Source organism: Massilia sp. IC2-476, assembly GCF_020707295.1.
Lineage (GTDB): Bacteria > Pseudomonadota > Gammaproteobacteria > Burkholderiales > Burkholderiaceae_D > Telluria.
The window spans coordinates 1-24,980 of the sequence record NZ_JAJFER010000010.1; the positions used below are offsets into that span (position 1 = coordinate 1).

12 protein-coding genes and 3 tRNA genes are annotated in these 24,980 nt (G+C 67.0%); 6 read left to right on the top strand and 9 right to left on the bottom strand.

Annotated features, from left to right (window positions below):
• From LK539_RS21915 to LK539_RS21950, 8 genes are all read right to left on the bottom strand, one after another.
• On the bottom strand, positions 1-124 hold a 124-nt coding region (locus LK539_RS21915), incomplete at its 3' end, for a GTP-binding protein (protein ID WP_227803300.1).
• Between the two features lie 86 nt (positions 125-210).
• Positions 211-285 (bottom strand) — tRNA-Thr (locus tag LK539_RS21920).
• Between the two features lie 35 nt (positions 286-320).
• Positions 321-394 (bottom strand) — tRNA-Gly (locus tag LK539_RS21925).
• Positions 395-428: 34 nt separating this feature from the next.
• A tRNA-Tyr gene (locus LK539_RS21930) sits at positions 429-513 on the bottom strand.
• 264 nt (positions 514-777) lie between these two features.
• Complete coding sequence (locus tag LK539_RS21935) at positions 778-2,334, bottom strand: HDOD domain-containing protein (protein ID WP_307729129.1); 1,557 nt, start codon at positions 2,332-2,334, stop codon at positions 778-780.
• 15 nt (positions 2,335-2,349) lie between these two features.
• On the bottom strand, positions 2,350-4,002 hold the full coding sequence (locus LK539_RS21940) for a response regulator (protein WP_227803193.1): 1,653 nt from the start codon (positions 4,000-4,002) through the stop codon (positions 2,350-2,352).
• A 150-nt stretch (positions 4,003-4,152) separates the two neighbouring features.
• A complete protein-coding gene (locus tag LK539_RS21945) occupies positions 4,153-5,142 on the bottom strand; it encodes a J domain-containing protein (protein WP_227803194.1) in 990 nt (329 codons plus the stop codon).
• 90 nt (positions 5,143-5,232) lie between these two features.
• On the bottom strand, positions 5,233-6,381 hold the full coding sequence (locus LK539_RS21950) for a class I SAM-dependent methyltransferase (RefSeq protein WP_227803196.1): 1,149 nt from the start codon (positions 6,379-6,381) through the stop codon (positions 5,233-5,235).
• Positions 6,382-6,427: 46 nt separating this feature from the next.
• Between LK539_RS21950 and LK539_RS21955 the strand changes: the two genes are divergently transcribed.
• From LK539_RS21955 to LK539_RS21980, 6 genes are all read left to right on the top strand, one after another.
• Complete coding sequence (locus tag LK539_RS21955; protein WP_227803199.1) at positions 6,428-7,216, top strand: SDR family oxidoreductase; 789 nt, start codon at positions 6,428-6,430, stop codon at positions 7,214-7,216.
• A 14-nt stretch (positions 7,217-7,230) separates the two neighbouring features.
• Positions 7,231-7,629 carry a dihydroneopterin aldolase gene (locus LK539_RS21960; protein ID WP_227803200.1) on the top strand — a complete coding sequence of 133 codons (399 nt, stop codon included), beginning with the start codon at positions 7,231-7,233 and terminating at the stop codon, positions 7,627-7,629.
• Complete coding sequence (ttcA, locus tag LK539_RS21965) at positions 7,626-8,549, top strand: tRNA 2-thiocytidine(32) synthetase TtcA (protein ID WP_227803201.1); 924 nt, start codon at positions 7,626-7,628, stop codon at positions 8,547-8,549. The genes LK539_RS21960 and ttcA overlap by 4 nt, the downstream gene beginning before the upstream one ends.
• Before the next feature lie 98 nt (positions 8,550-8,647).
• Positions 8,648-9,157 carry a histidine phosphatase family protein gene (locus LK539_RS21970; protein ID WP_227803202.1) on the top strand — a complete coding sequence of 170 codons (510 nt, stop codon included), beginning with the start codon at positions 8,648-8,650 and terminating at the stop codon, positions 9,155-9,157.
• A 122-nt stretch (positions 9,158-9,279) separates the two neighbouring features.
• The gene (locus LK539_RS21975; RefSeq protein ID WP_227803203.1) at positions 9,280-10,494 is read left to right on the top strand and encodes a helix-turn-helix transcriptional regulator; all 1,215 of its coding nucleotides are present in this window, start codon (positions 9,280-9,282) and stop codon (positions 10,492-10,494) included.
• The gene (locus tag LK539_RS21980; protein WP_227803204.1) at positions 10,494-11,456 is read left to right on the top strand and encodes a GlcNAc-transferase family protein; all 963 of its coding nucleotides are present in this window, start codon (positions 10,494-10,496) and stop codon (positions 11,454-11,456) included. The genes LK539_RS21975 and LK539_RS21980 overlap by 1 nt, the downstream gene beginning before the upstream one ends.
• A 78-nt stretch (positions 11,457-11,534) precedes the next feature.
• Here the strand turns inward: LK539_RS21980 and LK539_RS21985 are convergent, their stop codons facing one another.
• Positions 11,535-24,842 carry a hypothetical protein gene (locus LK539_RS21985; RefSeq protein WP_227803205.1) on the bottom strand — a complete coding sequence of 4,436 codons (13,308 nt, stop codon included), beginning with the start codon at positions 24,840-24,842 and terminating at the stop codon, positions 11,535-11,537.
• Positions 24,843-24,980 lie beyond the last annotated feature (138 nt).

Sequence of the window (24,980 nt, forward strand, 5' to 3'; positions counted from 1 at the left end):
CGCCGAACTTCTTCGACAGAACGGTTGCGATTGCAGCCGTCAGGGTGGTTTTGCCGTGGTCAACGTGACCGATGGTGCCGACGTTGACGTGCGGCTTGGTCCGTTCGAATTTTTCCTTTGCCATTTCAGACTCCTAAGATCTAACGATTTTTTTGAGAATTACCAGGCACACCTGACGGACGAGTGCTACGCGACTGCCGTACAAAATTCTGGTGCCCTTGACGTGGATTGAACACGTGGCCTCTCCCTTACCAAGGGAGTGCTCTACCACTGAGCTACAAGGGCTTATTTTTGCGGTTGAAAACTACACCGCACTTAACTGGAGCGGGTGAAGGGAATCGAACCCTCGTCGTAAGCTTGGAAGGCTTCTGCTCTACCATTGAGCTACACCCGCGAGGTACAAATTCAATTCCTTCGACTCTTCTTTTTGGTGGTGGGGGCTGGATTCGAACCAGCGTACTCAGAGAGGGCAGATTTACAGTCTGCTGCCTTTAACCACTCGGCCACCCCACCGCGAAGAACCGCAGAGTATGAAGCAAGCTCAACGTACTGTCAACTAAGTTTCGGCAGACTTTGTCCGCTTCGCATAGCAGCGTTGCTTCGGGGCGTGATTGTAACGGGCGGGATGCAAAACCACAAGGGTGATTTGCTGGGATTTATGGAGATCTGTTTTTCGTAGGGTGGGCGGGTCCACCGCCCACGCGGTCGACGGTTGCCGGCAATGCCACGAACACTCAAATTTCGCCTATCACCGCGTGGGCGGGGAACCCGCCCACCCTACGGGGCCAACGCTGCCAATACCTGCCCTTTGAGCGCCTTGATAAGCGCCGTCTCATCTGGCGGCACGCCCTCTTCCGCGGTTGCGCTGCGGTCCGCATAGAACAGCCCCAGCTGCACCTTGCCCACCACCAGCGGCAGCACGATGAAGCTCCTGGCGTCCGGCAGCAGCTTGCGGTGCCACTCGGGCAGCAGGTCGCGGATCTTGGGGCTGCCGGCGTCCGAGATCATCAGGTCAGCGTCGTTCTCCATCGCCAGGTGGAACAGGTCGCGGTGTGGGGCCAGGGGGAAGGCGAAGCCGGCCTGCAGGCGGGCGCTGTCTTCGCCCAGCGCCACGCGCGCCCGGTACTGGCCGCTCTTCGCGTCCTTCAGGCACACGGTCGCGAAGCGGAACCCAAGCGCGCTGTACAGGGTCTCGAGCACGGCCAGCACCACGTCGTTGACCTTGCCCTGGCCGGAGGCGCGCAGCAGGGTCACGTCCTGCACGCCGGCCAGCAGCAGGTCGCGCGCATTCTTCGGCTTGCCGCTCGGGTGGCTGCCTTCCTGCTCTTCCTCGCCGGCATCCAAGGTGGCCAGCAGCAAGACGTTCGGCAGGCCGCTGCCTTCATCCTTCGGCTCGCTCTTGGGCGTCGGCTGCATGTTCATGCTCTCGAGCAGGCCGCGCATGCCTTCCTGTACCGAGGACATCAGGTCCAGCATGCGTTCCCGGTCGAGGTCGAGCGCTTCGCCATAGCGCGCCAGCAGCGCCTGCGCTTCCAGCGAATTGGCCGGCTCGTGGGTCCGGCCCAGGAGGCGCGCCACGTCCAGGCCGAAGGAGGCCACCTGGCGCATCCATTCGCCGCGGTTGGCGGCCACCCGCACGCCGCCTGGCGGCAGCGCGGCCTGGGCGCGCACGATCAGGTCCGGGATCTTCCATTCGCCCAGCACCGCCTGCGACAGCGCGTCGTAGCTGCAGCCCAGGATCATCTGCGAGGCCTGCCCCACCGTGTGCTTGCCGCCCGCGACCAGGGCGCTGATCTCGCGGTAGCGGTCGTGTTCGTGGCTGGCCACCAGCAGCGGCGCCACGTTCTTGAACAGCGCGCAGATCGCGGCTTCCTCGGCGCCCTGGAAAAAGCTGTGGCGCGCCATCTCGCGGCCGACCAGGCTGGCGCACAGGGAGGCTTCCAGTTCGACGCGCACGCTGGCGGCATGCTCGCTGCTGGCGAGGGCGTCGACCAGCAGCATCGCCAGCGCGGTGGTCTTCACGTTGTCGAAGCCGAGCAGCGAGATCGCGCGCGAGATCGTGGTCACCGGCGTGCTCGCCACGGGGCGGTACTGGATGGTGTTCGACAGGCGCAGGATGCGCTGGGTGAGCGCAGGGTCGGAGACCACGTAATAGGCCAGGTCGTGGGTGCCCTGGTCGTCGCTCGAGGCCATCTCGACCACGCGGGCGATCGAGGCGCCCAGGGCGAACATCTCTTCGTCGCCGCAGACCTTGTGCATCAGGGCCGCGCGCACGCGGCGGGTCGCGGTTTCCGGCGGAACCGAATTTGTCAGTGCGTCAAGCATTGCGGCCATGGCCTTGTGTCTTTCTTATGCGGTCTTCCGGGCCGGCTTGAGCTGGCGCCCCTGCGCGTTGCGTTCGTATTTCTTCAGGATCTGGTGGTGCAGCGCCGACAGCGCGCCCAGCTTCGGGTTGCCCGGATCGAGCTTGCGCACGTTGCCGATCAGGCCCACCACTTGCAGGCCGAGCTTGTCGTCCCAGCCGTCGTGCTCGAGGCAGCGCAGGGTCGCCAGCGCGGCATTGAAGGCCACCGACGGGTTGTTCGGCAGCTTGATCGCCGCTTCCTGCATCAGGCTGACGGCGCCCTTGTAGTCGCCGCTCTTGGCGCGGGCAGCGCCGTCGGCCACCAGGTCGACCACGTGCTGGCGGCTTTCCTGCGCCAGCGTGCGCGCCAGGTCGGGGAAGCCCGCCTGCTCCAGCACGCCCATGGCGCGCGCCATGCCGGCGTCGTTCGAGACGTTGCGCATCACCTCGCGCACCAGCTCGGCACCGCCCTCTTCCATGTTGTTTTCCAGGCAGCTGCGCGCCAGCTCGAGCTTCAGGTCGCTCGAGAGCGAGGGCATGTCCTGGCAGGCTTCCAGCGCGGTGGCGAGCGATTCATTGAGCCGGGTTTCGTTGCCCGTGTATTCATGCAGCAGGGCCGAGGAGATCGCGCTGCACAGGGCGGTGGCGGGACGTCCGCCCATCGAGCGGTCGAGGTCGCGGATGACCGACGCGGCCGCCACCGGATCGCCCTTCTTGACCAGGGTGCGCACCAGCTTAACGTGGTCTTCGGGGTCGCGGAATTCCGAATACTTGGCCTTGGCCACCACCTGCTTGAGCGCCTTTTCGGCGGCTTCCGTGTCGCCCGCCTCGAAGGCGGTCTCGCCCAGGGTGCGCAGGCGCCGCACGGCATGCGGCGACACCGCCACCGCCTCCGTGAGCACCGCCTGCGACTTTCCCAGGTCGCCCACCGCCGCATGGGTGCGCGCCAGCCAGTCGTAGGCGTCGACGAAGTTGCGGTTGTCGTCGACCAGCTCTTCCAGCATCCCTTTCGCATCCTCGTACTGCTTGCGCAGGAACAGGGTCTTGGCCAGGCCCAGGCGCGCCCAGGCGATGGTCTTGGCCTCGATGAGCTGGCGGTAGATCGGTTCGGCCTGGTCCGGCTCGCCCAGGAACACGTGCAGCTCGGCGCGCAGGCGCAGGAAGTCGACCGCGTAGCGCGGGTGCAGGCGCTCGCCCTCGATGCAGGCGTCGACCGCTTCACGCTGGTCGCCCGCCTCCATCAGGGTGTAGACCGGCATGAAGGCGCTGCGCTTGTCGAGGGCGCGCGCGATGCGGTCCAGCAGGCGGTCGGCGGTGAAGGGTTTCAGGATGTAGTCGGTAGGCGCCAGCTCGGCGGCGCTGACCACCTTGCTGTGGTTGCCTTCCGCGGTGACCATGAAGAACATGGTCGACAGCGACATCAGCTTGTGGTGGCGCAGGTCCTCGAGCAGCTGCTGGCCATCCTGGCCGCCCTCGAGGTCATATTCGCACAGCACCATGTCGAAACTGCGCAGGCCGAGGTGCTTGACCGCCAGGTTGGAGGAACTGGCGTGTTCGATACGCGTCAGGCCACACATGTTGAGCATGCTGTGGACATTGGCGCGCATGCCCGCGTGGGGCTCGATGATCAGGGCCGTAAGGCCTTCCAGTTCGTTCATGAAGTTCCGTAAGCCTGCGTTGGGCGTGGGGGCGGCCGCTGCATGGGCGGCCGTATGCACGGTCCAGTATATTACGGCAGGGAACTAAAATAGTTGAATTGGGTAAAGTCTCAGCGCAAAGATTGGTCGTTGCGCGGAAAAAACCACAATTCAAGGACTAGAGCTGAAGGCGGCGGCCTGGCGCAGCGGGACGCGGCGCCCGTTCAGGCACTCGGTCTTGCCGTCGTTGACGACGATGTTCTGGTAGCGCACCTCGTATTTTCCAACGCTGAGCTTATCGATCAGGAAACTCGCGCGTGGCTGCACGTAGGCGTGGCGCACGTTCGAGCGGCGGTCGAGGTCGTAGAGCTTGACGAATACCGGCGAGGCATTGGCGCTGTTGTCGACCAGGACCTGCATCTCGTTGCCGGTATTGCCGACCGGGTAACCCGGCAGGTAGCCGGAGCTTTCCGGCCATGGATCGCCGCTGGGGGCGACCAGGGTCTGCAGGTCGGTGCCGCAGTCGGGCGCGGAGGCCGGCACCACCAGCTGGGTCACGCCCAGGGCCTTGATCTGGGGCGGCTCCTTGCCCTCGCCGCCGGAGCGGCGCGCCCAGCCTTCGGTACTGGCGTCGGCGCCCAGTTCGTCGGGGCGGTCGGCTGCCGGCACGTGGGCTGGAGCCGGATCCGCCTTGCCGACCCAGGCCAGCGCCGCCGGCAGTTTTGCGCGCGGCTGCTCGCCCAGGTACCAGGCCGCAGCCGCGCCGGCCACGAAGCAGGTCGCCAGACCCAGCCACCAGCGCGGGTCGCGCATCAGGCGCGGCCGGGGACGGGCCGTGGTTTCCGGGACGCGCGGTTCCCAGTTGTCGGGGCGGGAACGGTTGCCCGCCGCCGGATTGTCTTCGGCGCCGGTGCTTTCCAGCCACTCTACTTCCCACTCTTCCGAAGCGATCCACTCGTCGTGCTCCTTGCGGCGCACTGGGTCGGACAGGGTGTTGTAGGCGGTATTGACGATCGCCATGATCCGGGCGGCTTTTTCGTCGCCCGGGTTTTTGTCAGGATGGTATTTCTGGCTGAGGGCCTTGTACGCCGCACGAATGACTTCCGCCGGCGCGCCGCGCGCGACCTTCAGGTTGTCATAGTGGGTGTGGATTCTGGCCATGTTCTCGAGAATGCGCCTGTTCCGCCATGGGAACAAACCGGTGGTACAGCTTAGCCGGATTTGTGTCTCTAGCGCAAGATGTCAAAAATTCTACAGGCGGTGGGTCTTGTCCGCCCGCACGATTGCTTCCGGCAAGTCTACATCCCTGCCGACCACCAGCACCTTGAACAGTTCGCCCATCTCGGCCGGCGATACCAGCTTCTGCACTGCCTTCGATTGCGGCAGGAAGCGCAGCGTGTCCTCGGGGTCGGTTTCCATCAGGAGTTCGCCAATGCCGCAGGCCAGCAGGAAGGAGGACTGGTTCATGTACGCCAGCACCGGCAGCCCCGCTTCCTGCGAAGCCAGCGCCATCGCAGTAAAGTCGACGTGGGCGGTGATGTCCTGCAGACCCGGCAGGTAGAAGGGATCCGGGTGCGCGTGGTGGCGGTAGTGGCACATCAGGGTGCCGCCCATGCGCTGGTCGAGGTAGTACTCGTGCGCCGGGAAGCCGTAGTCGAACAGGAAAGCCGCGCCGCGTCCGCCCTCCATCATGCGGGCGAGCGAGGCCATGAAGCCTTCGGCCACCGGGTGGATCTCGGTGAGATAGCCGTCCGGCAGGGAGTCGGCGTCCGGGATCTGGCGCGTCACCTGCGCCGCCAGCGCGTCGGGCAAGGGCTGCTGGACGAAAGCGAAGGCGCCGTTCTCCACGGTGACCATCTGGCGCATCCAGCGCCCGTCCTTGCGGATCACCAGTTCGACCGGCATCGCGTCGAGCACCTCGTTGGCCAGCACCACGCCGCTGAAGCGCTCCGGCATGCCGTCCAGCCAGCGCACCTGCGGCAGATCCTTCAGGGCTTCCTGCTGGCGCGCGCGCAGCTCGCCCGAGAGTTCGATGATGGTGTACGAGTTCACCCCCACGCCCAGCCCGTCCAGCGCGCCGAGCACGTCGCGCGCCAGCTTGCCGGTGCCGGCGCCGAATTCGATGATGTCGGGCGCGCTTTGGGCGATAATAGCGGCTGCCGCGCGCGCCACGCTGGCCCCGAACAGCGGCGAGATTTCGGGCGCGGTGGTGAAATCGCCGCTTGCCCCCAGCTTGGAGGCGCCGCCGCTGTAATACCCGAGCCGCGGCGCGTACAGCGCCAGTTCCATGAACCGTGAAAACGCTATCGCTCCGCCGAGCTGTTCGATCTCGGTGGCGATCAGTTGTTGCAGGGATTGGGACGCGGCGAGGGCGTCGGGAGCAGGTAGAGGCAGTGACATGCCCGCATTGTAGCGAAACGGAGCCAACACGAATGTGTTTAACGATATGACCGCTTCCACGACTGTGCACAAGCTGGCGCTGGTCACCGGCGCAGGCCGCCGCCTGGGCCGCGCGATCGCGCTCGGCCTGGCTGCCGCCGGCTGGGACATCGCCGTGCATTACCGCCATTCCGAGCGCGAAGCGCAAGAGACCGCCGAGGCCATCCAGGCCCTCGGCCGCCGCGCCGCGCTGTTCCAGTGCGAGCTGCTGGACCAGGATGCGGTGCGCGCCCTGCCAGGTCGCGTGGCGGCGGAACTGGGCCTGATCAACTGCGTGGTCAACAATGCGTCGTTGTTTGAATACGACAGTGCGACCACGTTTTCGCCGGGCCTGCTGGCCACCCACATGGGCGCCAATGTGACGGCGCCGCTGCTGCTGGCGCAAGCCCTGCATGCCGCCACGCCGGCGGGATCGCAGTCGGTGGTCATCAACCTGCTGGACCAGAAACTGTACAATCTCAACCCGGATTTTCTGTCGTACACGCTGTCGAAAGCGGCGCTGCACGCGGCCACCACGATGCTGGCCCAGGCGCTGGCGCCTACCGTGCGGGTGGTCGGCGTGGCGCCCGGCATCACGATGGTGTCGGGCGAGCAGACCGAGGAAGGCTTCGCCCAGGCGCACCGCATGACGCCGCTGGGCCGTTCCTCGACCCCGCAGGACATCGCCGACGCGGTCGTGTATGCCGCCGGCGCCCGCGCCCTGACCGGCACCACCCTGCTGGTCGATGGCGGCCAGCATTTGGCGCCATCCAACCGCGACGTGATGTTCCTGACCGAACCTACCAACCATTCATAAATAAGGTTTACCCCATGTTATCCGCCCTGATTCACCCGAGCTTGCGCGACTGCCGCCGGCTGTTCCTGCGCAATTACGAAGTGATGATCAACATCGGCGTGCATGACTTCGAGAAGAAGGCGGAACAGCGTGTCCTGATCAACGTCGACCTGTACATCCCGCTCGAGCAGTCCACCCCGAAGGCCGACCAGCTGTCGGAAGTGGTCGACTACGACTTCATGCGCGAGACCATCGCCAAGCGCATCTCGAAGGGCCACATCCACCTGCAGGAAACCCTGTGCGACGACGTGGTCAAGGCGATGCTGACCCACCCGCGCGTGCGCGCCGCGCGCGTGTCGACCATGAAGCCGGACGTCTACCCCGATTGCGAAGGCGTGGGCGTCGAAGTGTTCCAAGTGAAGGAAGAAGCATGAGCGAAGCGGATCTCGACCAACTGAACCCGGACGCGAACGCCAAGAAACTCGAGAAAATCGCGTACGAGAACAACAAGCTGCACAAGCGCCTGTGCCGCCTGGTGGGCCAGGCCATCGGCGACTTCAACATGATCGAGGACGGCGACAAGGTGATGGTCTGCCTGTCCGGCGGCAAGGACAGCTACGCCCTGCTCGACATCCTGATGACCCTGCGCGAGCGCGCGCCGATCCACTTCGACATCGTCGCGGTCAACCTCGACCAGAAGCAGCCGAACTTCCCGGCCGAGGTGCTCCCAGCCTACCTCGAGAAGCTGGGCGTGCCCTTCCACATCGAGAACCAGGACACCTACAGCATCGTCAAGCGCCTGGTCCCGGAGGGTAAAACCACCTGCTCGCTGTGCTCGCGCCTGCGCCGCGGCATCCTGTACCGCGTGGCCGATGAACTGGGCTGCAACAAGATCGCCCTCGGCCACCACCGCGACGACATCCTCGAGACCTTCTTCCTGAATATGTTCTTCGGCGGGAAGCTGAAGGGCATGCCGGCCAAGCTGGTGTCGGACGACGGCAAGCACATGGTGATCCGCCCGCTGGCCTACGTGAAGGAAGCCGATACCGAGCGCTATGCGGAAGTAAAGGGCTTCCCGATCATCCCGTGCGACCTGTGCGGCTCGCAGGAAAACCTTCAGCGCAAGCAGATCAAGGCCATGCTGCGCGACTGGGAAAAGAAGCATCCGGGCCGTGTGGAGAACGTGTTCTCCTCGCTGTCCACCGTGGTGCCCTCGCACCTGCAGGACCGTAACCTGTTCGGCTTCGTCGACCTCAAGACGGATGGCGTGCCGAACCCGCTGGGCGACATCGCCTTCGATGAAGAGCCATGCTCGACGCCGGCGGCGAATACCATCTCGCTCACCCAACTGTAGGGTGTTCGGCTTCGCCGACCACCTTACAACGGCAGCGTTAACAGAAAGGCAGGGGCATGCTACCCTGCCTTTTTTTCGTCCCTACCAAAGAGGATCCCATGAGCCTGCCCGCCCGCCTGTTCCGCTGCCTGTCCCTCAGCCTGGCCATCCTTGCGCCCGGCGTGGCCCTGGCCGAGCCCAGCGCCATCTACCTGGTGCGCCATGGCGAAAAGGCGGCCGTGGGACAGGATCCGGAACTGACTCCGCAGGGCCAGGCGCGGGCGCAGGCAATCGCCACCATCCTGGCGCGCACCGGTATCACGAGCATCCACAGCACGCCGACCCAGCGCACCCGCCAGACCGCCCAGCCGCTGGCCCAGCGCCTCGGGCTCGACGTACAGCTGTACGACCCGCGTGCGCCCAAGGCCCTGGTCGAGAAAGTGAAGGGCCTGTCCGGGCCGGTGCTGGTGGTGGGACACTCGAACACCCTGCCGGAACTGGTGCGCCTGTTCGGCGGCGCGCCCGGCAGCGACATCGGCGACGAGGAATACGACCGCCTGTACCAGCTCACCCCCATGTCCGGCGGCGCGGTACGGACGGTCCTGTTCAGCACACCATCGGCACCATGACAACCGCTCCGGCGTTAGCATCATTGCCACATTGAAACATTGTCGTGGCGGGCTAACAACCAGTAGTTCCAATGCTTGTCCTCATCAGTTACGATGCATGGAATTATTGAACGGAGTTAATTTTGAACCTCTCGCAGGCGCAGTTCGATCGCGCCGTCAACCTCATCTACGATACGCTCGACAACCGCGCCGCCTGGCGCAGCGTACTCGAATGCATGCACGAAGCGGTCGGCGGGCGCGCCATCCATTTGCTCGCCTTCGACGCCGAGCATGGCGCCCTGTCGTACAGCGAAGGCGCCGACATGGCGCCGCAGATCGACCTGGAATACATCCAGAAATTCCAGTTCATCGATCCGCGCGTGACCCTGATGCGCACCGAGTGGCAGGGCGACTGGCTGCACTGCCACGAGCATTTCGCCGAAGACTTCGTTGCCAATGATCCGTTCTACCAGGAGTTCCTGATCCCGCACGGCGCGCGCTACCTGACGGCCTGCAAGCTGGTGGAGAACGGCGAGGCGACCGTGCTGCTGGCCTGCCTGCGCCGCCCCGGCGAAGGACCGATGCCGCCTGACGCCCAGGCCTTCCTCGAGCGCCTGCGCCCGCACCTGCAGCGCGCCGTGCGCATGGGCCTGACCCAGTTCGTGTACTCGGCCCAGGCCCTGGTCGGCCACGCGCTGGTCGACAGGCTGCGCCAGCCGGTGATGCTCCTGACCACGGGCGGCGAGCTGGTACTGGCCAACGAAGCGGCGCGCTGCCTGCTCGGCTCGACCAGCCTGGTGCAGGTGGTCGACAACCGCGTCGTGCTGCCCCAGGCCTACCGGCGCGCCTTCCTCGAACAATGTGCAGAACTCGAACACCAGGTGCGCAGCGGCGTCGGTTCCGCCGAAGCCAACGGCAAGGCCTTCCGCTCCCTGCACATGGCGAGCAGCCCGGGCGCGGCGCCCGACGTGCTGTACGGCTTCTTCACCATGCTGGTACCGGAGCGCACCATGGGCAGCTTCGGCCTGCGCCCGCTGGTCATGCTGTTCTTCTACCACCCGACCTCGGCCCAGGAAATCGACTCGGCGCTGCTCACGGCGGCCTTCGGCCTGTCGCATGCCGAATGCCGCGTCGCTTCGCTGCTGGCCGACGGCATGCCGCTCAAAAACATCGCCGACACCCTGGGCGTGCAGTACGACACGGTGCGCAAGCAGCTGATGTCGATCTACCAGAAGACCTCCACCAACCGCCAGCCGGAACTGGTGCGCCTGTTGATGAACCTCCCCGCATCGGCCGTGCAGCGCGCGCTGAAGGCCGACGGCACCCCCTTCGGAAACCTCAGCGCTCCACCACGATAATGTCCCCTACCGCGCCGCCGACCATCTTCCTCAGCATCGCCTCCTACCTGGACCCGATGCTGTTCTTCACCCTGAACGACGCGGTGGCCAAGGCCACCCGGCCGGAGCTGATCTCGCTCGGCGTGGTCGACCAGCACATCGAGGACCAGCGCGGCGCGATCGCCGCCCTGCCCTTCGCGCGCCAGGTGCGCTACGTGCACCTGCACCCGCAGGACACGCTGGGCGTGAGCTGGGCGCGCAGCACCGCCTTCTCGCTGTACGACGGCGAAGCCTTCCTGCTGCAGGTCGATTCGCATACCCTGTTCGAGCCGGGCTGGGACGAGCAGCTGCGCAAGCTGCATGCGCAACTCCGGGAACGCTCGGCCAAGCCGATCGTCAGCACCTATCCCTACCGCTTCGACATGGTCGATGGCGTCCCGCAGTACACCCCGAGCGAGGGCCGCACCGCGCTGGTGCTGCGCCCGCACCCGGAAAAGAACCTGGCGCCGGATGACGCCGTGCTGCGCTTCATGGCGCGCCACCTGTTCACCACCGAGCCGGTGATGGGCTGCCACATCTCGGCCGGCTTCCTGTTCGCGGCCGGCAGCTTTGTCGAGGAAGTGCCCTACGATCCCTACCTGTACTTCCACGGCGAGGAGCAGAGCCTGGCGGTGCGCGCCTTTACCCGCGGCTGGGACATCTTCCATCCGCTCACCACCCCGGTCTACCACCTGTACAAGACCGAGGGCACGCCCTACGAGAGCCACCATTGGCACGGCGAGGCGGATGCGAAACGCGCCTTCCAGTCGGCCTACCTGACCGAGCGCGCCAAGCAGCGCCTGAACCGGCTCCTGATGGGCGACGGCCTGCCCGGCGCCTATGGCCTGGGCAGCGCGCGCACGATGGCGCAGTATCGCGAGCTGAGCGGGATCGACTACGCCAACCAGACCATCAGCGATCCCTTCGGCGGACAGCTCTGCTGACCGCATCTCCGCCGCACGCATGAAAAAACGGCGCCGCAGCTTTCGCTGCAGCGCCGTTTTGCATGGCGCCGCGCCGACTCAACCCTGCGGCATGCCGATCACCACGATGCCCTGGGCGTCCAGATCCGGCGTCACCCAGATCTGCTCCGAGATCTCGTTGTCTTCGCGCTGGCCGTTGCCGTTGGCGTCGTTCCAGACGTTGAGCGCCAGCTGCTCGACATTGACCACGTAGTCGATCTGGTCCTGCGCCACCACCTTGAACTTGAAGCCCTCGGCGTAGGCGTGGGCGTCCTCGCCGCTCATGCCGGCGGTCAGCACCTGGTAGGTGATGGCCTGGCGCTGGGCCAGGGTGGCGACGTTGATTTCGAGGACGTCGATGGCCGCATTGCCGTTCGGCGCCGTGCCCAGGTTGGTGCCGCCGTCCACCCAGTTCAGCCCCTTGCCGACATTGATGTTGTCGCCGTAGATGGTGGCGGCGACCACGTCGTTGCCGTCGCCGAGGTTGACCCAGGCGCCGCGCCCGTACTGGTTCATCAGCTGCAGCTCGCTGCTGCTCAAGCGATGCTCGACGATGACCCAGTCGTCGCCCTTGAAGCCGCTGGCCCAGGCGAAGTGCCACTGGTCCGCCAGCACCTGGCCGTTGACGTCCGTGGGCGCCCCCGGAGCGCTGACCTGCCTGCCCGAGACGTGGGTGCGGAACTGGATGTTATGCAGGTAGGTCCCCTCGACGCCATCCACGATGCCGTTGCCGTTGGTGTCGGTCCACAGATGCACCGATACCTGCTCGACGTTGCGGATGTAATCGACCTGGCTGCCGCTGACGATCTTCGCTTCGTAGCCGTCCAGGTAAGCCTGGGCATCGGCGCCGGTGGACAAGGGCGTCAGCATGTTCGCCGTGACCGCGTCGGCCGCGGCCTGGTTCGGCACGTAGACGATCAGGGTGTCTTCGCCGGGGCCGCTGCCGTAAGGCGAGCTGCCGGCATTGGCGCCGCCGTCCACATGGTTGACGCCATTACCCAGGATGAACTCGTCGCTGAAGCCGGTGCCGGTCACGGTGTCGTCGCCGCCCATCATCTGGTAGGTGGCGCCGCGGCCGAATTCGGCCATCAGTTGCTTCACTTGCGGCGACAGGTCGCCCGCCGTGAAAGTATCGCTGTTGCGGGAGCCGGTTACGCTGGCAAAGAAGTCGAGGCTGGACAGCGGGCGATTGTCGTAGCTGAGTGATGGGTCTTGCCAGCTGCGCTTGACCTCGCTGGCAACCGCTGCGAATTCGACCGTGGTCTGGCCCTGGGCGACACCGATGCCGCCACCGCCCTGCCCCCTGTCGTCATTGCCGTCTTCGAAGCGCCAGCCGATCGTGACCGACGCCGGCGGAGTGGCCGTCTTGTTGGCGTAGGCGATGCCGTGCAGCGCGCGGTTGACCAGCCCCTGCGTAGCACTGTCGCTGAACTCCAGGCGCAGCCTGCCGGGCTCGATGACCACGGTCCCGATCACGACACCACCGACGGACAGCTGGCCGCCGCTGGCGCTGACTTCACCCGTCAGCGAGAACACGTCGTCGGTATTGCGGCCACCCTGGCGCTCGACAGTGAGCGACGCGCCGCCGTAGTTGCCGCGCTCGACCAGTTCGGCGTCGTAGATCATCGCATTATGGTCGAGAACCACCGGGATGGCGCCGCTGGCCTTGACCATGCCGCCCAAGGTATCGAACTGCCCCGGTGCGAAGCTGGTGTCCAGGCTGCCGTCCGCATTCAGGCGCGCCAGCAGCAGGCTGCTGTCGGCATCCGTGTTGAAGAAGGCCGGAATTTGCAGGACGATCTTGTCACCGTCGAGCACCGCCGCGGTTGCATAGTCGCGAATGCCCCGGATGCTCATGAGGAAGCGGCCACCGTCGGCGAAGCTGGTATCCAGCGAGCCGTCCGCGTTGTAGCGGGTCACCGCCAGCTGCTGGTCGTGTCCCCACTGTCCGACCACCACAATCTTTCCATCTGGCTGAATCAGGGTCGCACGCGCGCTGTCCGGCGTCGCGTCGGGTGCGTACACCTTGCCGTTATTGCCGAAGCCGCTCGCCAGGTTTCCGTTGGCGTCGAGCTTGACCAGGGCAAGCTGTTGGGCGCCGTTATGGTCGGCGTTCCCCGTCAGCAGGATGGCACCGCCCGGCAACACGTTGACCGCGGCGATGGCGTCGCTACCCGCGCCAATCGGCACAACGACCTTGCCGCCGTTGCCGAAACCGCTATCGAGCGTTCCATTGGTGTTCACCCGCACCACCGCAAAGTCATTGGTGGCGCTGGATGTGCCGCTGCGGGTGGTACCGCCGAGCACCAGCTTGCCGTCCGCCTGCAGTTCGGCGCTGGACACGGAGTCGACGTACTGCGACAGCGCGATGGTCAGCTTGCCGTTGCCATTGAAGCCGGTATCCAGGCTGCCGTTCGCGTTCATGCGCACCACGCCGAAATCATTGGAACTTCCGGCGACAGCCGTGCTGCCGGTGACCGTCACCGCACCATTCTGTCCGACCAGCACCCCGGTCGGTATGAAGGCGGAGGCGAAGCCGACCGTGGTGGCGCCGTCGGTGCCGAAGCTGGTGTCGAGGCTGCCGTCGGCGTGGTAACGCGTCACCTTGAGGCCCGAGGTCCCGGCGCCTGTCAGGCCTGTGGCGACGAGCAGCTTGCCGTCGGCTTGCACCTTCATGGAGATCCCGACGCCGGCAATGGAGTCGGCCGCCAGCGGCACGAAGCCGGCGCCATTGCCGAAGCTGGTGTCCACCGAGCCGTCGGCGTTGTGACGCGCCAGGAAGGGGACGTAGAATTCATCGTCCACCCCCGGGTCGTAGGAACCCATGATATAGAGCTTGCCGTCAGGGCCGCGCTCCATGTCGCCCGGCGTGAAATCCCAGCCGTGGTCGACCACGGCAATGCCTTGCGGCGGGGCGAAGCGCGGTGCGCTGTTCTGCTCGACGTCGATCAGGCGGCCGAAGCTCACCTCGGGGTTGTGGTCGATCTCGCCATCGCCGTCCGCATCGTTCCAGATGCCGACGTAGACCTGCTCGACGTTCTTGATGTAGTTGACCTGGTCCGGACCGGTCACCTTGTAGACGTAGCCTTCGCTGAAAGCGATCGCATCCTCGCCCGTCATGGCGGCGCTCAGCTTGACGACCGTGACGGCGTCGGCCTCGGCCTGGCTGCGCACGTGCAGTTCGACCACGTCGAAGATCGGCGAACCATCCGGCCGGGTGCCGATGTCGGTACCGCCGTCGAAGCGGTTGACGCCTTTGCCGAGGTCGATGTTGTCGCCGTAGGCGGAGCCGGTGACGCGGTCGTTGCCGTCGCCGAGCATGCCCCACATGCCGCGTTTGTGCTGGTCCATCAGGCTGCGCGTCGGCTGCGAGATGCTGGCGGCGTCGATCACGTCGTCGCCGGCGGTGCCACGGGCCCAGGCGAAGTGATAGGAGTCCGCCAGCGGCCTGCCGTCGATATCCTGCGCCGCGTTGTTCGGGTTGACCCGGATCTCGTCAATGCGGCTCTCGAACGCAATCTGGCGCGCATAGGTGGTCTCGCCATTGTCGCGGACCCCGTTGCCGTTGGCGTCGTTCCACACCGTGATGTTGACCGCCTCGATGTTCCTGATGTAGTCGGTTTCCTGCGCGGACACCACCTTCCAGCGGTAGCCGGCGGCATACGCGCCGCCGTCCTCGCCCGTCATGGAAGACGTGAGCGCGGTCGCCACGACGGCGGCCGCTTCCTGGCTTGTGCGCACGTAGACGTCGAGGATGTCCTCCGCCCTGCCGCCATGCGGCGGGGTACCGGTGTTGGCGCCGCCGTCGACCCGGTTGGTGCCGGGGCCGGCGACGATGCTGTCGCCATAGCTCGACGCGACGATGGTGTCGTCGCCGGCGCCCGTGTCGATGTACACGCCGCGCTGGTGGGTGTCCATCAGGGCACGGGTCGCTTCCGGCACATCGGTGGCGACATTGACGCTGTCGTTGCGCGCCCAGCTGTCGAGCCATGCGAAGTGCACGGACTCGGCCAGCGGGCGGCCGTCGGCGCCGGTACCGGGCGCACTGCCGAGGCCGATCGTGAAGACGCGCAGCTGCAGCGGCACGTCGCGCGCATAGCTGACTTCGCCGCCGTCGCGGATACGGTCGCCGTCGGCATCGTTCCAGACCGAGACGACCACCCGCTCGATGTTCTTGATGTAGTCGACCTCGGCGCCGTTGACCACCTTGGCCTCGAAGCCGGCCGTGAAAGCAGCGCCGTCGTCGCCCGTCATGCCGGCCTCGAGCTTGACCACCCGCACGGCGGCGGCCTGGGCCTGGTTCGCCACGTAGATGCTCAACTGGTCCTTGCCGGCGCCGCCCTGCGGATGGGTGCCGGCATTGGCGCCGCCGTCGATGCGGTTGACGCCCTGGCCCATGACGAATTCATCGCTGTATCCGGTGCCGGTCACGGTATCGCCGCCGCCACTCATCTGGAACAGGGCCCCGCGTCCATAGGTCGCCATCAGCGACTGGGCCACGCTGCCGATGTCGGCCGCGGCGTCGAAGGTTTCGCCGCGCGCGCTGCCGTTGATGGTGGCCATCCACTGCACCTGCGACATCTGCTGGCCGTAGATGGTGCGGGTCGGGTCGCTGACGAGCGGCGCCACTTCGAGCTTGAGCAGCCCGATCTCGACAGTGCTGGTGCCGGTCGCGGTGAGCGCGCCGCCGATGCCCTGCCCGCCCGTATTACCGTCCGAGAAGGTCCAGCCGAAGGTGACGCTGGCAGGCGGCGCGTTGCTGGCGCTGGCGTAGCCGATGCCGTGCATGGCGCGGTTGACCAGGACCTGGGTCGCGGACCCGTTGAAGCTCATGACCAGCTGGCCGCCGCTGTTGCTGACGGCGCCGATGTCGATGCCGCCCACCGTCACGCGGCCATTCGCGAAGCTGACGTCGCCGATGGCGCCGAACAGGTCGTCGGCCTGGGCCCCGCCCTGGCGCGCCACCGAGAGGGCGGCGCCGCCGTAGTTGCCGCGCGCCGCCAGTTCGGCGTCGAACACCGATACATTGGCGTCGATCGCGTAGAAATGGCGGCCGTCGGCGCGGACCGTATTGCCGAGGGAGGTGGCGCCCGGCTGGACGAAGGAGGTATCCAGGCTGCCGTCGGCGTTCAGGCGCACCAGCAAGGGGCTGGCGTCGCCGTCCGGGCCGTTGTACACCGTGCCGAACACCAGGATCTTGCCGTCCACGACGTGCAGCTCGGCAGCGTCGCCGCCGGCGCCGCGCAGGCCCAGGCGCACTTCGCCGCCGTTGCCGAATCCGGTGTCGCGGCTGCCGTCCGCGCGGAAGCGGTTGATCACCAGTTCCGAGTTCAGGGTCGAGTTGGTCGGGCTGGTCATGCCGTAGGTGATGATGCTGCCGTCGCCCTGGACCACGACTTCGTAGAGGAAGTCCTGCATGGCGCCGACCTGGGCGCGCACCGTGCCGCCCTGGCCGAAGCTGGTGTCCACGCTGCCGTTGGCGTTCAGGCGCATCAGGATGCCGTCGAAGCTGCCGAGCGTGGTGCCGCTGGCCGGGGCATTGGTATAGCCCCCGACCAGGATCTGGCCGTTCGGCAGCAGCTGCATGCTGGTGGCGACGTCGACGCCATCCATGCCGGTGCCGGCCTTGACGATGGTCTTGCCGCCGCTGCCGAAGCTGGTGTCCAGGCTGCCGTTCACGTTGAAGCGCATGGCGACGACGTCCTGGTTGAAGCCGCCCTGGCCATAGCCCACGATGAGCAGCTTGCCATCGGACTGCAGGGCGCCGGCGCGCATGGTTTCGCTGGCATTCGGGATCGCCAGGCGCAGCTGGCCGCTGCCGTTGAAGCTGGTGTCCAGGGAACCGTCGGCGTTCAGGCGCATCGCTACCATGTCGATGCCCGAGGCGCCGGTGGAGGCGTGACCGATCAGGGTCAGCTTGCCGCTGGCGTCGGCCATCTGGCGGTACACGGTCAGGCTTGCATCGGCGACCGACAGCTGGACTGCGCCATTGCTGCCGAAGCTGGTGTCGGCGCTGCCGTCGGCATTGACACGCACGACGCGGATCGTACCGCCCGCGGCCTGGCTGCTGATGAGCAGCTTGCCGTCCGCCAGTTCCACCGGTACGGCGGCGTTGCCGTACTGCGAAGACAGCAGCACACGGCCGCTGCCGCCGCCGAAACTGGTGTCCAGGCTGCCGTCCGCATTGCTGCGCTCGAGCACCAGCGAATAGACGTCGTTGGCATCGGCGATGTAGTTCACCGTCAGCAGCTTACCGCTGCGCAGTACCGTGCCGGCCAGGGTGCCGGCATCGCCCGCCTGGTCGCGCGCGATGATGCCGGCCGGCGCGCCGGCGAAGCTCGGGGCTGTGTTGGACACCAGGCCGACGCTGCGCGTGTAGCTGATTTCACGCGCCGGATCGGTGTCGCTCGAACCCCAGTCGCGCTGGCCGTCGCCGTCCTTGTCGGTCCAGACCATGACGTTGAGCTGCTCGATGTTCTTGATGTAGTCGGTCGACACCGCGCCGTTGACCACCTTGTAGCGGTAGCCGTCGTTCCAGGCGGCGGCATCGGCCCCCGTCATGCTGCTGGTCAGCGCGGTGACGGCCACCGCCTCTGCCTCGGCCTGGCTGGCGACGTAGATCTCCAGCATGTCGAAGGCGCCGCCGCCGGCCGGATGGGTGCCGCGGTTCTCGCCGCCATCGATGCGGTTGATGCCGGCGCCGGTGATGAAGTTGTCGCCGTAGGCCGAGCCGGTCACGGTGTCGTTGCCGGCATACGTCTCGACGAAGACGCCGCGCTGGTACTGGTCCATCAGGCCGCGGGTCGCGCTCGAAATGTCGGTGGCGGCAGTGAAGCTGTCGGCGCCGGCGCTGCCGTTGACCCAGGCCATGTGCATCGCGCCGGACAGCGGGTTGCCGGCGGCGTCCTTGGTCGGGTCGGTCGGGTGGCGGCCGATCTCGTTGACGCTGGCGGACAGGCGGATGTGGCGCGCATGCGGGCTTTCGCCGGCATCGCGGTCGTGGTCGCCGTTGGTGTCGGTCCAGATGAAGATGTTGACCGCCTCGACGTTCCTGACGTAGTTGACGGCGTCGCCGTCGACCACCTTCCAGGTGTAGCCGTTGGCGAAGGCCTGGGCATCGGCGCCGGTGGATGCGGCGTCGAGCACGATCGCCTGCACCGCGTCGGCGCGGGCCTGGCTGTCGACGTAGATCTCGAGCACGTCTTCCGGGCGCTGGCCATTCGGGGTGCTGCCGCCGTTGGCGCGGCCGTCGATGTAGTTGGTGCCGGCGCCGCCGATGAAGTTGTCGCCATAGGCCGAGCCGGACAGGGTGTCGTCGCCCGCGCCGCCGTCGACCCAGACGCCGCGGCCCTGCTGGGCCATCAGCTGCCTGGCCGCGGCCGAGACATCGGTGTCGGCGTCGAAGCTGTCGTTGCGCTGCCAGCCTTCGGCGCTGGCCAGGTGCCAGATGTCCTTCAGGAGGCGGCCATCGGTCGCCTTGGTCGGGTCGGTGCTGCTGACCGTGGTCTCGTACACGCGCAGGGCGACCGGGATCTCGCGCATCCAGGTCAGTTCATTGCCCTCGGCGGTCTTGTTGCCGTTGGCGTCGGCCCAGCGGAAGATCTTGATCATCTCCACGTTCTTGACGTAGTCGATCTCGCTGCCGTTGACCACCTTGACCTCGTAGCCGGCGGCGAAGGCCTCGGCGTCGGCGCCGGTCATGCCGGCCGTGAGCCTGGTGACGGCGACCGCGTTGGCCGCAGCCTGGTCGGCCACCAGCACATGCAGGGTATCGCGGCCCGGGCCACCGCCGAAGGGGTAGGTGCCGGCGTGGTCGCCGCCGTCGATGCGGTTGGTGCCGCTGCCGGCGTAGATCTCGTCGCTGCCGCTTGTTGCGACCAGGGTGTCGTCGCCGGCGCCCAGGTCGAAGCGGGCGCCGCGTCCGAGTTCGGTCATCAGGGCGCGCACGGAGGCCGACAGCTGGGTATTGCTGTCGAAGCTCTCGCCGCGGGCGCTGCCGTTGACGGTGGCCAGGAAGGGCAGGCTCGACAGCACCTGGCCATCGGTCGAATTGGCCGGCGTGCTCGGGCTGCGCACGACTTCACGCACGGTGGTGCCGATCAGGATTTCGCTGGTAGCGACGGTCGACAGCGCACCGCCGAAGCCCTGGTTGCCGCTGTTGCCGTCGCTGAAGGTCCAGTCGATCAAGACCGAGGCCGAGGGGTTGGCGCTGCCGTTGCTGTAGGCGATGCCGTGCATGGCGCGGTTGACCAGCCCCTGGGTCGCGGCGCTGTTGAAGGACAGCGTGAGCGTGCCGGCGGCCTGGGTGACGGTGCCGATCACGGTGCCCGCGACGCTGAGCTGGCCGTTGGCGAAGCTGATGTCACCACGGGCGGAGAACACGTCATCGCTGGAGGCGCCGCCCTGGCGCGCCAGCTTCAGGGTGGCGCCTCCGTAGTTGCCGCGCGCATGCAGCTCGGCATCGTGGATCGCCGCATTGGTGTCGAGCGCGACGGGGCGGATGCCGTCGGCCTGCACGCTGCCGCCCACCGAGGGGAGCGGCGCCGGGTAGAAGCTGGCGTCGAGGCTGCCGTCCGCATTCAGGCGCGCGATCAGGGGCTGGTAGCTGGTACCGGTAAGCTCGGTCATCGTGGTGCCGAAGATGACGATCTTGCCATCGACGAGCACCAGGCTGCCCGGGTCGGCGCCGACGCCGATCCCGTGGCCCGGCACACGGGTAGTGCCATTGGTGCCGAAGCTGGTGTCGAGCTGGCCGTTCGCCAGGTAGCGCATGACCATCAGTTCGCCGCCCACGCCTGCGCTGGACTGGGTGGCGCCGACGGTGCCGTAGGCGATGATCTTGCCATCCGGCTGCACGGCGATATGGGCGAATACGTCGTGGCCGTCGGTCAGGTGGGCCTTGACCACGCCGCCGCTGCCGAAGCCGGTATCGATGCTGCCGTTGGCGTTCAGGCGCAGCAGGAAGCCGTCGACGTCGTTGGCGGGCGAGCGCATGGTGCCGCCCAGAAGGATCTTGCCGTCCGGGAGCACCACCATCGAACGCGCATTGTCGGTGCCGATGCCGATCGCGCGCAGGAATACGCCGTTGTCGCCAAAACTCGTATCGAGGCTGCCGTTGCTGTTAAAGCGCAGAACGGCCGCATCGAGCGTGCCGTCGGCACCGCCCACGTAGCCCGACACCAGCAGCTTGTCGCCCTGCAGGGCCATGCTCGCCATGGTCGAGGCGACGTTCGCGAAACCGTACTGCAGCTTGCCGCCGGTGCCGAAGCTGGTGTCGAGCGAACCGTCGGTATTCAGGCGGGTCGCGACCATGAAGAAGGGGGCGACGCTGGCGTTGCCCCAGCCGGCGACGACCACCTTGCCGTCCGGCTGGACCAGGATCTCGGTCGGCAGGTCGGAGCCGGAATGGATATTCACGGTGGTCGAACCGCCGTCGCCGAAGCTGGCGTCCAGGCTGCCGTCGGCATTCACGCGCATGACACGGAAATCGAAGTTGCTGCCCGGGGTCGAGATCGCCAGCATGACCTTGCCGCCGGCCAGTTCGACCGGCGCCACGTTCGAGACGACGCCGCTGGTCGGCAGGACCACGCGGCCGGTGCCGCCGCCGAAGCTGGTGTCGACGCTGCCGTCGGCATTGTGGCGCGCCAGGATCGTCTGCGACGGGCTGCCGTCGCCCTGCACGAGCTGGCGCATCGACAGCAGCTTGCCGTTGGCCAGCACGGTGGCGCCCGTCTGGATGTAATGGGCGCCGACGCCTTCGATCGCCACGCCCGCCGGGGCGCCCGCGAAACTGGGCGCCGTGTTGGCCACCAGCGCGATGCCGCGCGCAAGCGTGAGCTCGTTGGCCGGATCGCTGGCCGGCAGGCCGTCGCGCTGGCCGTCGCCGTCCTTGTCGTTCCACAGCATCACGTTGACGTGTTCGACGTTCTTCAGGTAGTTGACCTCGGCCGTGGCGTTGGCCACCCTGAACTTGTAGCCGGCGTTGAAGGCGGCCAGGTCGGCGCCGGTCGACGCCGCGCTCAGGACCGTGACCGCGATCGCATCGGCTTCGGCCTGCGAGGCGACGAACATCTCGAGCACGTCGCGCGCCGCGCTGCCGCTTGCGGTGGCGCCCAGGTTGGCGCCGCCGTCGATGTAGTTGACCCCGCCGCCGCCGACGATGTTGTCGCCCCAGGCGCTGGCGACGATGGTGTCGTTGCCGGCGCCGCCGTCGATCCACGCACCCTTGCCGCGTGTCGCCATCTGCTGCGTGACCGCGGTCGACAGCAGCCCCCCCAGGTCGATGCTGTCGGCGCCGGCCGTACCGGTCACCCAGGCCAGGTGCTGGTAGCCGCCGATGTTCGGGTCGGTGGCCGCCGCTTCCTGCACCTGCACCGCCAGCGCGACGTCGCGCACCCAGGTGCTGCCGTTCAGCACGATGGAGACGCGTTCGACGTTCTTGAGGTAGTCGATCTCGTTGCCGGCGACCACCTTGTGGGTATAACCGTCGGTGAAGGCTTGCGCGTCCGCGCCGCTCATGCCGGCGGTGAGCGAAGTCACCTGCACGGCATTCGCCGCGGCCTGGCTGGCCACGCTCACCTGCAGCACGTCGGCGGGCTGGCCGCCCCAAGTCGTGGTGCCGGCGTTCGCGCCGCCATCGAAGTAGTTGGTGCCGCTGCCGAGGATGACGTGATCGCCGTAGCCGGAGCCGGTCACGGTGTCGTCGCCCGCGCCCATGTTGGCGTAGACGCCGCGGCCGTGCTGGGACATCAGCGCCTTGGTCGCGTTGGAGACCGAGGCCGCGTCGAAGCTGTCGGCGCCGCCGGTGCCCTGGGCCCAGGCGAAGTGCGAGGCATTCGCGAGGTTGGCGCCGGCGGAGATCTCGCTCGTTTCCACGACCAGCGGGATCCACTTGCCGGCGCTGCTGCCGCTGACGGTGATGGCGATCGCTTCGATATTCTTCAGGTAGTCCTTCTGGCCGTTGCCATAGGTGACCATGAGGCTGTAGGCCGGGTCGTCCGACGCCACCACCTGTACCGCATCCATCGCGGCGATGGAATCGACCGAGATCTCGAACACGTCCTTGCCGCCGGCGTTCGCGCCGCCATCGATCTTCGCGTTGCCGCTGCCGTTGCGGATGTTGTCGCCGTAGGCGGTGCCGGTGATGGTGTCGTTGCCGCTGCCGCCGTCGATCCAGACGCCCTTCTGCAGCTCGGCCATCTTGGCTTTCGCGCCGTTTGAAAGCAGGTCGGTGGCGTTGATGGTGTCGCCCCCGGCGGTGCCGTTGACCCAGGCCAGGTGCATGTAGTTGCTCAGGTTGCCGGAGAGTTCGGCCTCGTGCACCGCGGTTTCGAGCGGAATGTCGCGCGCCCAGGTGCTGCCGCCGTTGCCGGTGGCGACCTGCACGCTGACGCGCTCGATGCCCTTGATGTAGTCGATCTCGTTGCCGGCCACCACCTTGTGCGTGTAGCCGTTGGCGAAGGCCTGGGCGTCGACGCCGCTCGCTCCAGAATCCAGCTGGATCACCTGCACGGCTGCCGCCGCGCCCGTATTGGCGACGATCACGTGCAGCACGTCCTGCGGCTTGCCGCCCCAGGGCGTGGTGCCGGCGTTGGCGCCGCCGTCCGCGTAGTTGGTGCCGCTGCCGAGAGTGATGTCGTCGCCGTAGCCGGAGCCGACCACGGTGTCGTTGCCCGCGCCCATGTCGGCGTAGACGCCGCGGCCGTGCGTACCCATCAATGCCTTGGTCGCGTTCGAGACCGCGGCCGCGTCGAAGCTGTCGTCACGGTCGGTGCCCTGGGCCCAGGCGTGGTGCATCGAGGCGGCCGGGTCGCCGTCGGCCGAGATCTCGTGCAGCTGCACGGCAAGCGGAATCCACTTGCCGGCGCCGCCGCCGGCAACGCTGACCACGATCGCTTCGATGTTTTTCAAATAGTCCTTCTGGGTGCCGGCGCCGTAGCTGACCATCCAGGTGTAGGCCGGATCGTCCGATGCCGTTACCTGCACCGCGTTCATGGCGGCGGTCGAGTCCACCGAGATCTCGAACACGTCCATGCCGCCGGCATTCGCGCCGCCGTCGATCTTCGCGTTGCCGCTGCCGTTGCGGATATTGTCGCCGTAGGCGGTGCCGGTGATGGTGTCGTTGCCGCTGCCGCCATCGATCCACACGCCCTGCTGGCCCTCGGCCATCTTGGCCTTCACGCCGTTCGAGAGCAGGTCGGCGGCGTTGATGCTGTCATCGTTCGTGGTGCCGCTGACCCAGGCCAGGTGCATGTAGTCGGCCAGGTTCGGGTCGCCCAGGTCGGCTTCGTGCACCACCGTCTCGAGCGCGATGTCGCGCGCCCAGGTGCTGCCGCCGCTGCCGTCGGCCACCTGCACGGTGACGCGCTCGATGCCCTTGATGTAGTCGATCTCGCTGCCGGCGACCACCTTGTGCGTGTAGCCGTTGGCGAAAGCCTGGGCATCGACACCGCTCGATCCCGTACCCAGCTGGACCACCTGTACGGCCGCTGCCGCGCCCGCATTGGCGACGATCACGTGCAGCACGTCCTGCGGCTTGCCGCCCCAGGGCGTGGTGCCTGCGTTGGCGCCGCCGTCCGCGTAGTTGGTGCCGCTGCCCAGGGTGATATCGTCGCCGAAGCCGGAGCCGACCACGGTGTCGTTGCCTGCGCCCATGTCGACGTAGACGCCGCGGCCATGCGTCGCCATCAGGTCGCGCGTCGCGCTCGAGACGTCGGCCTGCGCATCGAAGCTGTCGGCGCGGTCGGTGCCCTGGGCCCAGGCGAAGTGCATCGCGCCGGCCACGTCGGCGGGGGCGATCTCGCGCACGTCGACCGCCAGCAGGATGGTGCGCACGTAGGCGTTGTTATCGTCGGCGCGGAACACGTTGATCTGCTCGACGTTCTTCAGGTAGTCGGTCTCGGCGCCGTTGCTGACCTTGATGCGGTAGCCGGCGGCATAGGCCTCGCCGTCGGCGCCGGTTGCAGCGGCGGTGAGCTCGATCACCTGCAGTGCGGCGGCCGCGGCGGCGTCGGCAGCGAATACGTTGAGCACGTCGTGCGCCTTGCTGCCGTCGGGCGTGGCGCCGGCGTTCGCCCCGCCGTCGATGAAATTGGTGCCGGCGCCGGCATTGATGGTGTCGCCGAAGCCGGAGCCGATGACGGTGTCGCTGCCGCCGCCCATCACGACCGAGATGCCGCGCCCGTAGGCCGCCATGCGGGTCTGGGTGGCGGTGCTGATATCGGCGGCGTCGAAGGTTTCGTCGGCGCCGGTGCCGTTCACCAGCACGAAGAAATACTGGGTCGCCAGGAGCGAGCCCCATGCGGTCTTGGTCGGGTCGGTCGAATCGACCGGAATCTCATTCTTGTTGACGGTGTTGGAAGTGGCCATTGTGTTGTCCTTGATGCGTCCGTGTCGGTTTGTCGGGTGCGGGCCTTCGAGCGGCTAACAAAACCCCCAGGGGCAAGGCGCATCGTTGAAGGCAGTACGCCAGTACGGCGAGACGATGCAACGCAGCCATGGGGGGAA